The 14900-nt window shown below is 54.8% G+C and carries 8 protein-coding genes; 4 read left to right on the top strand and 4 right to left on the bottom strand.

Annotated elements, in window-relative coordinates:
- Position 1: 1 nt before the first annotated feature.
- Entirely contained in the window at positions 2-2245 is a 2244-nt protein-coding gene (gene fhuA, locus HV127_RS12620; RefSeq protein WP_182236427.1) for a ferrichrome porin FhuA, read from the bottom strand.
- 429 nt (positions 2246-2674) lie between these two features.
- Entirely contained in the window at positions 2675-5233 is a 2559-nt protein-coding gene (mrcB, locus tag HV127_RS12615) for a bifunctional glycosyl transferase/transpeptidase (RefSeq protein WP_182236425.1), read from the bottom strand.
- Between the two features lie 582 nt (positions 5234-5815).
- On the opposite strand from mrcB, the gene pulS reads away from it, so the two are divergent.
- Positions 5816-6190: a GspS family T2SS pilot lipoprotein variant PulS gene (gene pulS / locus HV127_RS12610; protein ID WP_182236423.1), complete on the top strand. Its 375-nt coding sequence runs from the start codon at positions 5816-5818 to the stop codon at positions 6188-6190.
- A 29-nt stretch (positions 6191-6219) separates the two neighbouring features.
- Here pulS and gspB read toward each other — a convergent pair whose 3' ends face one another.
- Positions 6220-6759, bottom strand: a complete 540-nt coding sequence (gene gspB / locus HV127_RS12605; protein WP_182236421.1) for a type II secretion system assembly factor GspB — start codon at positions 6757-6759, stop codon at positions 6220-6222.
- 81 nt (positions 6760-6840) lie between these two features.
- Entirely contained in the window at positions 6841-10113 is a 3273-nt protein-coding gene (gene pulA, locus HV127_RS12600) for a pullulanase-type alpha-1,6-glucosidase (RefSeq protein WP_182236419.1), read from the bottom strand.
- A gap of 474 nt (positions 10114-10587) precedes the next feature.
- Here pulA and gspC point away from each other — a divergent pair, with 474 nt between their 5' ends.
- The 3 genes from gspC to gspE are packed head-to-tail and all read left to right on the top strand — an operon-like array spanning position 10588 to position 14900.
- Positions 10588-11427: a type II secretion system protein GspC gene (gspC, locus tag HV127_RS12595; RefSeq protein WP_182236417.1), complete on the top strand. Its 840-nt coding sequence runs from the start codon at positions 10588-10590 to the stop codon at positions 11425-11427.
- Positions 11428-13410 (top strand): GspD family T2SS secretin variant PulD, encoded by a 1983-nt coding sequence (gene pulD / locus HV127_RS12590; protein WP_181483523.1) that lies wholly within the window; start codon positions 11428-11430, stop codon positions 13408-13410.
- Entirely contained in the window at positions 13407-14900 is a 1494-nt protein-coding gene (gspE, locus tag HV127_RS12585) for a type II secretion system ATPase GspE (protein ID WP_182236415.1), read from the top strand. The genes pulD and gspE overlap by 4 nt, the downstream gene beginning before the upstream one ends.

The following is a 14900-nucleotide window of genomic DNA, read 5'->3' as shown; positions in this document are numbered from 1 at the left end:
GTTAGAAACGGAAAGTTGCGGTCGCCACGACCTGACGCTCTGCGCCCCAGAAGCAGCCATAAGTATTGAAGCAGCTTGCAACGTACTCACGATCGAACAGGTTGTTCACGTGAAGCGCCACGTTAGAACCAGCCATGCCCACGCGAGCCAAGTCGTAACGGACTAATGCATCCACAACCGTGTAGCTACCCACCTTGAAGGAGTTCGCAGGATCGCCGTAGCTGGAACCTGTAAAACGAGCACCAGTCCCCAACGTCAGGCCAGACAGCGGACCGTTAAATAAAGTGTAATCGCCCCACAGTGATGCCATGTGTTTTGGCACCTGTGCTGGCGTGTTGCCTTTGTAGTTAGTATCCGTGGTGTATTCAGCATCGGTATAAGTGTATGAACCAACCACATTGACGCTGGCAGAGAGTGCCGCTTTCGCTTCAATTTCCACACCGCGCGAGCGAATCTCACCGCCTTCAACTGAGAAGAATGAGCCAGCCGGATCGGCCATCAGGTTGTTGGTTTTGGTCAACTGATAGACGGCGCCAGTAATCACGATTGGACGTTCGTTCGGTACGTATTTCACACCAGCTTCGTACTGTTTACCTTTAGACGGAGCGAAAATATTGCCAGTAGCCCCTGTCTGCGAAGCCGGTTCGAACGATTCACTGTAGCTGAAATAAGGCGTTACACCATTATCGAACAGGTAGTTAACACCACCGCGCCAGGTGAACTGCTTATCATCACGGTTAGCAGTAGTACCATAAACGCGATTCAGAGAGTCCTGCTTCGCCCAGTCATAACGGCCACCCAAGGTAACCAGCACTTTATTCCACTGCGCCTGATCCTGCACATACAAGCCAGTTTGCCTTTGCTTATTCAGGACTTGATACGGGCCAGTAATGACCGGAACTTTAGAGTTGAAATCAAAATCAGTAGATACAGGATTGTAAAGGTCAAGCAACGGAACAGAGTCGTCATAACCAAACCAAGAGTTGATATCATTGCGCATGCGCATAAAGTCAACGCCAGTCAGCAATATGTGATCGATCGAGCCTGTTGCAAAGCTACTCTGCAACTGAGTATCCACGGTGAAGTTCTGCAACTTTTCATCATCAATGACGTATTTACGCGCTAGATAACGCCCCTTATCCTCAGGCGCTAATGCTGCGCACTGCTTACTATCCTTGTTCGCTGGATCAGAACATACCCCGTAGCCATACACACTGTTTTGTGAGGTCTTGTTCTCAGCATAACGCAGGTTCTGACGCACGGTGAAAGTGTCATTAAATTCGTGGTCGAAGCTGTAGCCAACCATTTTCTCGTTACGAGAGTAGGTATTGTTGTTAGCGCCTTCGTTGAAATCGGTTGGGAGACGTTTACCGTTCGGTAACGGCGTCACCGTTCCCTCTTTTGGCAACCAGCCGTAGTAGCCAGTCTCCGGCTCATTCTGGAAGTAGGAGAGAAACGTAAAGTTGGTTTTATCATCCGGACGCCAGCTGAATGATGGTGCAATGGCATAACGCTGTTCTTCTGCTCCCTTCTGCTGTGCGTTCGCTGAACGCGCCAGACCGGTAAGGCGATAGGAATAAACGCCGTCATCATCGATGGCATCACTGAAGTCAAAACCGGTCTGCCATAGATTATCGGTGCCCATTTTAAACTGAACTTCTTTTAGCGGCTCCGTAGTGGGACGTTTGCTGACCATATTCAGCAAACCACCCGGGCTGCTCTTTCCGTAAAGAACGGAGATCGGGCCACGCATGACTTCTGCACGCTCCAACATATACGGGTCGACCACCGCATCGTTGTAGAAGTTACCCTGCATCTTCAAGCCATTTAGAAAGTTATTCTGGCTTTGGCCATCAGCGGCGAATCCGCGGATGATCAGATAATCGTAAGTATTAGAAGCACCACGCGTGCCCACCGCAACACCAGGCGTATAGCTCAACGCTTCTTTAACTGATTTCGGCTGGTGGAGAGCCATCTCCTCAGCGGTCACCACGGATATAGACTGTGGTACCTTTTGAATAGGGGTATCCGTTTTAGTCCCCGTGGCGGATTGTCTCGCCGCGATGGTCGCCGCAGGTCCCCAAGCGCTCTCCTGCGGAGCTGGAGCTGCGGTTACGGTAATCGTTTCTTCTTTCGGTTCAACTGCCGCCTGTGCATAGACAGACATGCCGCTAACCGCCGTGGCTACTACGACTGCGATTTTACGCAGCGAGTGGTTTGGCTGAGCAGTTTTTGGACGCGCCATGGGTATATCTCTAATAAAAGTGAATGATAACGTAAACGAGAATTATTATTATGACGGATGCCATGATAGGCGAAACGCAGAATATATGGCAAGAAATATGCCCCTGATTACGTGTCAAAGGATGAATTAATAACCAGACGGTAATTGTGGAGTTAAACTGCTGTTAAGTTTTTTACAGATATAAATAAGCCCTCTAATACTGAGGTATTAGAGGGCTTATTTATATCTGTAAAATCATTCAAGCCGCATCGAGGCGGCAAGAGAAGAAATCCCCAGGAACTTAGATAACTATGTGACTGGGGTTTCTGACAAATCTGCCGGGAGCAGATTTGAACGCTTTTTGCAGCGGCCCCGTAAGGGGCGAGGCCCAGGGACGGGCCGAGTAATCCGCAGCCAACAAAGAGGCGGCTTTAAGGATGAAGCGGATAATTAATTGCTGCCGAACATATCCTTAATCCAGCCCGCTACGCCATCGCTCTTCTCCTGCTTCGGCGGTTGCTGCTGCTGATTTTGCTGCTGTTGCGGCTGCTGCCCGGACTGATTGAACGGGTTATTCGCCTGCTGCTGTTCGAGCTGCTGCTGTTGCATCTGCTCGCCCTGGCGGCATAGCGTATCCGGCGAAGTCGTCCATACCGGAAGCGAACGCATTCCGCCGCCGCAGACGAAGTTACCGCTGCCATCGACGCCCATATCCACCACGTCTTCCGGCGCGGTTAGCACCAGCGGCGTCGGGGTCTGGTTAGCCAGATAACGCTGATAAATCGACATCGCACCGCTGGCACCGTACAGCTTGGTCGGCTGGTTATTATCGCGACCCACCCAGGTAATCGTCACCTGACCACCGTCAATACCGGCAAACCAGGTATCAACGTTGTTGTTGGTGGTCCCGGTTTTACCCGCCAGATGCAGACCCGGATACTTCGCGCCCAACTGGCGGCCGGTACCACGCTGCACAACCTGCTGCATGGTCCAGAGCGTCATATACGCCGCTTGTGCCGGAACCGCGCGTTCAGCCTGCGGATAGCTCTGATACAGCACGGTACCATCTTCGGCAATAACCGAACGCAGCGCCGAGAGCGGTGCGCGGTTGCCGCCGCTGGCAATGGTCTGGAACGCCTGAGCCACTTCAATCGGCGTCAGATTCAGCGCCCCCAGCAGCATAGCCGGAACTGCATTGAGCTGATTCTTCGGTGCGCCCAGTTTAGTCCAGGTATCGACCACCGCCGGTAGGCCCAGCGCCATCCCGAGGTTCACCGTCGGCACGTTCATTGAACGGGTCAGGGCGTCAACCAGCATCACTTTACCGCTATCGCTGTAGCGACGATCGTCGTTCTGCGGCGACCACGTCTGTCCGTTGGACAAACGAATCGCGATTGGCGCATCGGCAATCCAGGTGTTGAGTCGATACTGATTCGGCTGGCTCAGGGCGGTCAAATAGGTCGCCGGTTTTGCCAGAGAACCAATCGAACGACGCGCCTGCATCGCACGGTTATAACCGGCAAACTGCGGCTCCGCACCGCCGACCATCGCCCGCACCTCGCCGGTGAAGCGATCGACGACGACCATTGCGGTTTCCAGATCCGGCAGCTTACGCTGTTTCTTCAGCGCCGGGATGCCTTCTGTCGCCGCTTTTTCCGCCGCATCCTGCGCGACTGAGTCGAAAGTGGTAAAGATCTTCACGCCGGAGAGCTCTTTCACTTTATCGCCCAGCTTCGCCTGAAGCTCCTGACGCACCATCTGCATAAACGCAGGCTGCGGGGAGATAACCCCGCCGCGCGGCTGCACGCCCAGTGGACGCGCGCTCAGCATGTCATACAGTTCCTGATCGATAACCTGCTGCTGTTGCAGAAGACGCAGCACGAGGTTGCGTCGCTCCAGCGCCAGCTTCGGGTTACGCCACGGGTTATAGACCGACGCACCTTTAACCATCCCTACCAGCAGCGCCTGCTGATCGAGGCTCAGCTCTTCTACCGGGCGGCCAAAGTAATACAGGCTCGCCAGCGGGAAGCCGCGGATTTCGTTATCGCCGCTCTGACCGAGGTACACCTCGTTCATATACAGCTCAAGGATGCGATCCTTGCTGTAACGCGCATCAACGATCAGCGCCATATAGGCTTCGTTAATTTTACGCCAGTATGAACGTTCGCTGGAGAGGAACAGGTTCTTCACCAACTGCTGGGTCAGCGTACTCGCCCCCTGCACCGTACGACCAGCGGTCAGGTTAGCCAGCACCGCACGGCCAATCGAGTAAAGGCTGATACCGTCGTGCTCGTAGAAATGGCGGTCTTCGGTCGCCAGCAGCGTATCGACCAGCAGATCCGGGAAGCCGTTACGCTTCACGAACAGGCGCTGTTCGCCGTTGGCCGACTGCAGCATGGTAATCAGACGCGGATCGAGGCGGAAGAAACCGAACTGGCGGTTGTTATCCATATTCTCGATGGTGTCCAGACGATCGCCGGAAAAGCTCAGACGCGCGCGCACCTGGCCTTCTTTACTGTCCGGGAAATCGAACGGACGGCGGATCATCTCAATGCTGTTGGCCTGCACGGTGTATTCGCCCGGGCGCGTCATCGCGCTCACCTGACGATACTGCGTGGCGTTAAGCAGCCGCACCATTTCGTTTTTGCTGATCTGCATATCCGGTTCAAGGTTAACCATCCGGCCATATACCGCGGCAGGCAGATCCCAGACTTTACCGTCAATGCGGCTACGGATTTTCTGATCGAGATAGACGCCGTAGGCGGCAATAATCACCGCAAAGACGATACCAATCTTAATCAGCAACCATAGCCAGGTGCGTTTGCGACGAGGGGGTTTACCGCCTTTGCCTTTTCCTTTCTTCGGCATCGGTTTTTCATCCTCATAGTCATCATCATCGTAATCGTCGTCGTAGTCCTCTTCCCGAACCCGACGACGAGTTACCTTTTGTTTTGTCGGACGCGTGGGTTTCCCCTTACGTCCGATCGGCTCGCGGTCATCTCCCGCCATGCTTTTTCTCCGCAACTTTCAGGCGTAAAAGCCTGATTCTCAATGTTTCCCCCGACAGGAGGAAGAAGAAATCTCTCAAATTGACGCCTGAATGTCTTCGTTTTCAGGCATCCATTTATGGACTGCGCGACGTCTTATCATGTCGCTCGCATGATTTTCACTTTAAAAATTCACCATACAAATCACATTGTTACACGCTTCATTGGCAGAATAATTCGGGACACAGCATTTATTGTCCAGGAGACACAGGATAGCACTAAACCGCGACATTCTTAACCAGCATTTTACATGCTCATCGGGTAACAAAAGGGAAATTAGTATGTTTTTTAATAACATAAATAGTTAAGCCTGTACCCATCGCAACAGCAGCTGACTGCCAGCGGAAACGGGAATCACAGCAGCAGAAAATATTATTTTAGTCAGGAAAAGAGAGTCATCTCGGCCGAAAGAAAAAGAGTTTTAAAAGACCGCAATGATAAAAACGAGAGCCACTTAACATTTATAATTTGGCAGATTTTGTGATGACTCCACATAAATATTTGTTAAACTGTCAGCCAATTAATTTTTCCCGATTAATATATTATGCGCAATTTCGTTATATTTCCGCTTCTGGCGGTCGCCCTGCTCGCAGGCTGTCAGCAAAATCGTTCAACAACCTTGAGTCCTGCGGTTAGCGGCCAGGCCCAGCTTGAACAGCTCTCCGCCGTTGCCGCCGGGGCGCGCTATCTGAAGAATAAATGCAACCGTAGCGATCTTCCCGCCGATGATGTCATTAACCGCGCGGCAATAAACGTAGGTAAAAAACGTGGATGGGAAAATATTGATGGAAATATGCTAAGCCAGCGCAGCGCGCAGCTATATCAGCTGCTCCAGCAGGACAGTACGCCGGAAGCCACAAAATGCAGTCAATTTAATCGCCAGCTCGCGCCGTTTATTGATAGTCTGCGCGGAAAATAGCTATTTTCTTAATTTCGATCGCGATATTTTTATTCTCCCTGCTGGCTCTCCTCAATGGTCCCGCCCGGCCAGTCGTCCAGCGCCGCCAGGGTAAAAGTTTGACCATTAAAACTAAACACGGTGACATCCTGTTGAATCTGCTCGATAACCAGGTTCGGCAGCGGCGAATCGCCCTCCTTCCATGATTGTCCGTTCAATACAATGCTGCGCTTCTCCGCCAGCGAGGCGTAGACGTGCGCGCTGTAGCGCAAAGGCGGCAGATTATCTTCATCAACCTCAGTTTCCGCCTCGGTCTGTATTTCTGCCTCAGCTTTAACCGGCACCGCCGCTTTTTTTACCACTGGTTCAGCGGGAGGCTGATTGAGCGGCATCAGCGCCGCATGGGCTACCGGCAGCATCATCGGCTGCGGCTCAGGTTTGTTACGCCATTGCTCACCGCCAAACCAGCCCAGCGCAATCAACAATGCGGCATACAGTGGCACGGTTACATACGGGATTTGCACCATTCTCCCGATCACCACCGGGGGCTCATCAGGTTGAGGAAACGGCTCTTGCTGGCGAACAAGCACTGGCTTTCTCCTTAATAAAGAAACGCCATCCCGGCCTGCGGTTTTCACACCGCAGACCGGGAGGTTCAGGACTAACTTAATTTACTTACTGCTCACCGGCAGACCAGCGCCCTGGGCATCGCCTTGCAACAGCTCCAGTACCGCAACGGACCAGGCCGGAAGCTTAACGGTACCGTCAGCAGCAATCTGTACGCCGCTTGCCAGCGAAGATTCGCCCGCCGTCTCCTGGATAGCGCTCAGCTGCAGCGTTTCCCCGGCAAAATCATTCAGCGTCCGGCTTTCCGGTCCGGCGTTAATCGCCACCACCAGACCATCAAGGCGGCTATCCAGGCTGGCACCCGCTTTCACGCCGTCATCCACGGTCATAACCAGCAGACCTGCCTGCTGATCAGAGCCGGTATTGCGGAAATCAACGCGCTTCATTACCGCGCTACCGTCTCCTAGCGTGAACAGCGGAGAAGATTTACGCAGCTCGGTCAGTTCCTGGTAGAACGCGGTCATCTGCTTCAGCTCAGCTTCGCCCGGCGTGGCAACCATATCTTTGACGCGAGAAATCACATCATAGTTGCTGCCGTCATCACTGCTGCGCGGCATCCCGACGTTGTAATTGTTATCCTGCATAGAATAATCAACGCGGTTGAACCAGTCGCCGGAGTCGTAGGAGTCGCGGGTGAAGGACTTCGAGCGCAGCAGTTCAGAGCCCTGCTGGTCGAACGCAATCCCCTGCCCCAGCATCACCGTCGCCAGCGAAACTGCCTGCATGCGAACGCGGGTCGCCAGATCGGCTTCCTGGGACGCTTTATAGCTGATCATGTCCCACAGGGTCTGGTTGTCGTGCTTCGAAACATAGTTGACGACTTCCGTCGGGTCTGCGGCATAACCGCCAGGCGCGCCGTTATAGTCAATTTCGCTGCCTTTCTTCACCGCGCCGTCTTTATCGATCATCACAAAATCGGCAAGGTTACCGGCCATTCCCAGTCGGGTCAGGTCGGCCAAGTGGCGAACCTGATCATCGCTCAGGCTGGTAATTTCGTTTGGTAATACGCCCGCGCCGCTGCCGACACCCTGGTTCTGACGCAGCGCATCGCCGGAGTCGAACGGCCCGCCGCCGCGCACGGAGTCGCGCAGGCGATCGGAGAACGTACCGATACCGGTGCCTTTCAGGTTGATCTGCGAAGCGATTTCAAAACGATCGCTCTGGTTAGAGTCCCAACCTTCGCCGAAGAAGTAGATATCCGGGTTCAACGCTTTGATGCGATCCCACGCCGAGAGAATTTGCGCTTTCGGGTGATAGCCCATCAGGTCGAAGCGGAAGCCATCGATTTTATAATCGGTGGTCCATACCGCCAGAGAGTCGGCGATAAGCTTGGCAAACATCCGATGTTCCGGCGCGGAGTCTGAACAGCAGGTAGCAGATTCAACGCTACCGGTGGTTTCATTCAGGCGCTGATAGTACCAGGGGACAATCTTATCCAGCACCGAGGTGCGATCGGTCGGCCCGGCGGCATTGGTGTGGTTGTACACCACGTCCATAATGACGTTCATCCCCAGATCCTGCTTGATCGCCTGAATCATGGTGCGGAACTCTTTAATACGCGTCGTGCCTTCCGGATCGGTCGCGTAAGATCCTTCAGGAACAGTGTAATGGAACGGATCGTAGCCCCAGTTATAGGAGTCGGTCTGCGCCACCAGCGTATTCAGCGCCTGCACCTGCGGGTTATCCTGGCTATCGCTCTGCTTGAGCTGATTCAGCACCTCTTCCACCGTGGAGCCGCTGTCGCAGTATCCGGCGAATTCGCTGCTTTTCACCGCGCTGTTCACTTCACACAGGCGGCTGAACGGCTGCTGAATGTCAGCAACTTTATCGCTGAACTCGTTCACCGTCGCCAGATCGAAGACCGGCAGCAGCTCAATGTGCGTCACGCCTGAAGCCGAAAGCTTCTTCAGATGCTGCACCATATTGCTGTCGCCAGCGGTCAGCGCGAGGTATTTACCGCGCAGTTCTGCCGGGACGGTCTGATCCCAGGCGGAGAGATCGCGAATATGCGATTCATGGATCGTCATCTTCGCTAGATCAGCTTTGGTTTTCTGCGCATGCGGCATGGTCAGGCTGTCCCAACCGTCAGGCTTGAGCGCGCTGTCGTTGAGGTCAACGACCTGACTGTACTCCGAGTTGGTCGACAGGCTGTGCGCGTACGGGTCGGTAACTTCGTACTGTTCAACCTTACGCGACTGCGGGTGATACACCGTCATCGCATAGCGGTAGAAAGCCCCTTTCAGGTCGCTACCGCCCTGCCACGACCATGCGCCAGAAGCGCTGTCGCGGGTCATCGGATGGCTGCCGGTCACTTTCTTATCGGCACTGTACACCACCACATCCACCTGCTGAGCAGTCGGTGCCCAGACGCGGAAGTTCACGCCGCCGTCGGTCAGCTGCGCACCATAACTCTGCGCTTCTGCCGCTTCAGCATAGGTATCATCCAGTACGCCCGCCGTCTGTACCTGGGTAGCGGAAATCAGGATCCCGTCCTGCTCTGCGGCAATGGCAACCGTTTCACCCTGCAACAGTTCATCAACGTTGGCGTTTTCCGGCAGCTTAAAGGCCGCGTAGCTGGAAAGATGCGGGAAGCGCATGCTGACCTGCTGGCTAACGGTGGTCGGCGTCAGCTTCAGATAGCGGTCGGTAAATTTACCTTCGCTATCGGCCGCCACTTTACTGCTATGGCTGTAGTACAGGCGCACGATGGGCTTATCCTGACCGCCCGGCCACAACAACGTGTTTTTATCGACCCAGTGGGCTTCGGCCAGCGCCACGCCAAACGCGGCGCGGAAGGCATCGGCGCGGGAATCGTAGACCGCGCTGTTACCAGCGATAACGGAAACCGTGCGATCGGTAAAGTCGCCAAACGACACTTGCAGATCGCTGTCGATCAGCTTATTGGTGCCGTCGCGAACAATCACGTTAATACAGCCGCTTTCTTTATTGAGCGGAACCACCCAGTACGGGCCATATTTGTCGCTGCCCGTCGGCGTGGTGCTGACATCGTTCCAGTCAGCAACCGGCGAGCTCAGCGCGTCGCAGGTTTCGTTATTCCACAGATAGAGGTTTTTACTGCTGTAGTCCGCCGCGCTGTTGCTGGTGATCCCGGCAATATCCACCAGGTGGATGACCGCCTGGTTTTCTACCGCCGTGACCGCTTCACCGGGCACCGCAACGTCAGGTAAACGTACAACGACATCCTGATTATCAGGCGTGTCAGGATTTCCAGAGGAAGAAGAAGAGGATCCGTTATCGCAGCCGCTAAGCAAAACCAGCGATCCCAGAACCAGGGCATTACGGGTATATCTGAGCATTCGATAGTCCCTTTAATACCCGTCATACTTCAAGTTGCATATGCGTTGGCTGCCTCGCTCACCCCAGTCACGTACTTAAGTACGCTCCTGGGGGCTCACTGCGTTGCCGCCTTCCTGCAACTCGAATTATTTAGGGTATATGCTGATTAATTATATGAAGTGATCTATGAACGAAATTATTCAGAGTGCATTACAGCACCATGAAAAATGACGAGCATATCTTTAAAGCGTCGATAATTAGATATTCTTGCCCTCTTCGGTTCAATCATCCATTCACTCATTCCCAGGGGGCGTAGGCGGCCGGGGGAGAAAAAATAAAAAGGGAATGACGACCGCAATAGCGAAACTCATTATGATTCGCAGCGACCAACACAGATTCCCGCAATAAGCATACTTAGAATAAAAAAACGCCCCACCAATATCGGTAGGGCTGTACCTTTTGCTGAGGGAAATAGAATGAACAAAGGAATGAAAATGCATAATTCCGTGATGAGATTAACAATATCAAATAAAAAAATAATTAATTACATGCCTCATATTGTGACCTCCATCATATTATTAATTCTCTGCCAACAGCTCGCTCAATTAACCTGGAAAATAATTTTCCCGGTAAACTTTACGGATAACGAACGCCCTCATAGCAACCTGACGGCACCTCCCGATGTTCCATCTAAAACAGCGCTTCCGCGCTTTACGCTGTTTGGCATCGCGGAGAAGACCGCCGCGCCCGCAAGCGTTAATGACCTTCAGCAGGCCCCCATTTCAGCTTTAAAACTGCGCGTGACCGGCCTGCTCGCCAGCACCGATCCAGCCCGCGCCATTGCTATTATGATGAAAGGCAATCAACAGGTTAGCCTCGGCATTGGCGATAACACGCCGGGTGGAGAGGCCAAAATCGTCGCTATTTTTCCCGACCGCCTGATCGTCAATTATCGCGGCAGCAATGAGGCCATCCCGCTGTTTAACGACCAACCTACTGGCGCAAAAAATAGCGCGATGACCCCAACCCAACAATTGGCTCAGGAACTACGCAAGCAACCGCAAAATATTCTTCACTACCTCAATATTTCGCCGGTGATGACCAATGACAAACTGAGCGGATATCGCCTGAATCCAGGCAAAGACCCGGCATTATTTCGCGAGGCCGGTCTCCAGGAAAACGACTTAGCTATTGCCCTGAACGGCCTGGATTTACGCGACAGAGAACAGGCCCAGCAGGCGTTAACTCAGCTTCCGGAATTAAGTGAAATAACCCTTACCGTTGAACGCGATGGTCAGAAACACGATATTTACCTGGCCCTGAGGGACGAATAATTGAACATCACTACCGTTATCCGCCCATTTTTCCTGGCGCTACTTATATTCTCATCCCTGTTATTCAGACCGGCTGGCGCGGAAGAATTCTCTGCCAGCTTTAAGGGAACCGATATTCAGGAATTTATCAATACAGTGAGTAAAAACCTGAATAAAACGGTGATTATCGACCCCAGCGTACGCGGCACCATTACCGTGCGCAGCTACGATATGCTCAATGAAGAGCAATATTATCAATTCTTCCTCAGCGTCCTCGATGTGTATGGCTTCGCCGTGATTAATATGAATAACGGCGTGCTGAAAGTGGTGCGTTCGAAGGATGCGAAAACCGCCGCCGTGCCGGTCGCCAGCGATGCCGCGCCGGGAATCGGCGATGAAGTCGTCACCCGCGTGGTGCCGCTGACCAACGTCGCCGCCCGCGATTTAGCACCACTGCTGCGCCAGCTCAACGATAACGCCGGAGCGGGCAGCGTGGTGCATTACGAACCCTCCAACGTCCTGTTAATGACAGGCCGTGCGGCGGTGATCAAACGCTTGCTGACCATTGTTGAGCGCGTCGATAACGCCGGAGACCGCAGCGTGGTGACCGTTCCTCTCTCCTGGGCTTCCGCCGCCGATGTGGTCAAGCTGGTGACCGAACTCAACAAAGACACCAGCAAATCTGCGCTGCCCGGCTCGATGGTCGCCAACGTGGTAGCGGATGAACGCACCAACGCGGTACTGGTCAGCGGCGAACCTAACTCCCGCCAGCGCATTATCGCGATGATCAAGCAGCTCGACCGCCAGCAGGCGACGCAGGGCAATACTAAAGTTATCTACCTGAAATACGCCAAAGCGTCCGATCTGGTGGAAGTGCTGACCGGCATCAGCAGCACGATTCAGAGCGAAAAGCAGGCCGCGAAGCCGGTGGCGGCGCTGGATAAAAACATCATTATCAAAGCCCACGGTCAGACCAACGCCCTAATTGTCACCGCAGCGCCAGACGTGATGAACGACCTTGAGCGGGTGATCGCCCAGCTTGATATCCGCCGCCCGCAGGTGCTGGTGGAGGCGATTATCGCTGAAGTGCAGGATGCCGACGGTCTTAACCTTGGTATCCAGTGGGCCAATAAAAATGCCGGGATGACTCAGTTCACCAACAGCGGCCTGCCGATATCCACAGCGATTGCCGGAGCCAATCAGTACAACAAAGATGGCACCCTCACCAGTTCGCTGGCCAGCGCCCTGGGTTCCTTCAACGGCATTGCCGCCGGATTCTATCAGGGCAACTGGGCGATGCTGCTGACTGCCCTCTCCAGCAGTACCAAAAACGATATTCTTGCCACCCCGAGCATCGTCACCCTCGACAACATGGAGGCCACTTTTAACGTTGGCCAGGAAGTCCCGGTGCTCACCGGCTCGCAAACCACCTCCGGAGATAACATCTTCAATACCGTTGAGCGCAAAACCGTCGGCATCAAGCTGAAGGTCAAGCCGCAAATCAACGAAGGTGATTCAGTACTGCTGGAGATCGAACAAGAGGTCTCCAGCGTGGCGGATGCCGCTTCCAGCACCAGCTCGGATCTCGGCGCGACCTTTAATACCCGCACGGTGAATAACGCGGTGCTGGTCGGCAGCGGCGAAACGGTAGTGGTCGGCGGCCTGCTGGATAAAAGCGTCACCGACACCGCCGATAAAGTCCCGTTACTCGGCGATATTCCGGTGATTGGCGCGCTGTTCCGCTCCACCAGCAAAAAGGTCTCCAAGCGCAACCTGATGCTGTTTATTCGCCCGACGGTGATCCGCGACCGCGACGAGTACCGCCAGGCATCATCCGGCCAGTACACCGCCTTTAACGATGCCCAGACCAAACAGCGTGGCAAGGAGAGCAACGACGCGATGCTGAGTAACGATCTGCTGGAAATCTATCCGCGCCAGGATACCGCCGCGTTCCGTCAGGTGAGCGCCGCTATCGACGCGTTCAACCTGGGAGGAAATCTATGACCCCCGCCGCCGAACGCCGTCCGCTGCTACCTTTCAGCTACGCCCGCATGCATAACGTGATGCTGTTGAGCAACGGGGAAAGCTGCGAGGTTTTCTGCCTCGCCGCCACCGCGCCGCAGGCGCTGCTGGAAGCCCGCCGGGTCGCCGCGATGCCGTTCAGCCTCGAAAGCCTGGAGGAAGAGGCGTTCGAAAAGCTGTTGGTGCTGAGCTATCAGCGTGACTCAGCGGAGGCGCGGCGCATGATGGCGGATATCGGCAACGAACTGGATTTATACACCCTTGCCGAAGAGCTGCCGGACACCGACGACCTGCTGGATAGCGAAGACGACGCGCCGATTATTCGCCTGATTAACGCCATGCTCACCGAGGCCATCAAAGAGAAAGCCTCGGATATTCATATCGAAACCTATGAACGCCATCTGCAAATTCGCTTTCGCGTCGACGGCGTCCTGCGCGAAATCCTGCGCCCCCAGCGCCGCCTCGCCGCGCTGCTGATCTCACGCATTAAGGTGATGGCGAGCCTCGATATCGCCGAAAAACGCATTCCTCAGGACGGACGCATGGCGCTGCGCATTGGCGGACGGGCCGTCGACGTGCGCGTCTCCACCCTGCCCTCAAGCTACGGCGAACGGGTGGTACTGCGCCTGCTCGACAAGAACAGCGTTAATCTCGATCTGCTGACCCTGGGGATGTCGCCCGCGCTGCTTCAGCAGGTGGATGGGTTGATCGCCCGCCCGCACGGCATCGTGCTGGTGACCGGGCCAACCGGTTCGGGAAAAAGCACCTCGCTTTACGCTGCGCTGAGCCGCCTCGACGCCCGCGAGCGCAACATCATGACCATTGAAGACCCTATCGAATACGAGCTCGAGGGCATCGGTCAGACCCAGGTTAACAGTAAAGTCGACATGACCTTTGCCCGCGGGCTGCGCGCCATATTGCGCCAGGATCCCGACGTGGTGCTGGTGGGTGAAATCCGCGATGGCGAGACGGCGCAGATTGCCGTCCAGGCCTCGTTAACCGGCCATCTGGTGCTCTCGACGCTACACACCAACAGCGCGCTGGGCGCTATCTCGCGTCTGCAGGATATGGGCGTGGAACCTTTTCTGCTCTCCACCTCGCTGCTGGCGGTGATGTCGCAGCGGCTGGTGCGCCGACTCTGCCCGCACTGCCGTCAGCAGGAACCGGCAAATATCGACGCTGCCCGCCAGATGGATATCGCCCCCGGCACTGCGCTTTGGCGGCCTCAAGGCTGCGCCGAGTGCGGTTTTACCGGCTATCGCGGGCGCACCGGCATTCACGAACTGCTGCTGGTGGACGATCGCGTGCGCATGGCTATCCATCGTGGTGAAAACGAGGTGACGCTGATCCAACAGTTGGGGGCGGACTATATGACCCTGCGCCGTTCCGGGCGGGAAAAAGCGCTGGCGGGGATCACCAGTTGGCAAGAGGTGCTCAGAGTCACCGAGCAGCAGACCACGGAGGCCTCCTGA

It is taken from the genome of Klebsiella sp. RHBSTW-00215 (genome assembly GCF_014103785.1).
Lineage (GTDB): Bacteria > Pseudomonadota > Gammaproteobacteria > Enterobacterales > Enterobacteriaceae > Klebsiella.
The sequence above is the reverse complement of the archived record's forward strand: the minus strand, read 5'-3'. Positions and strand labels throughout refer to the sequence as shown.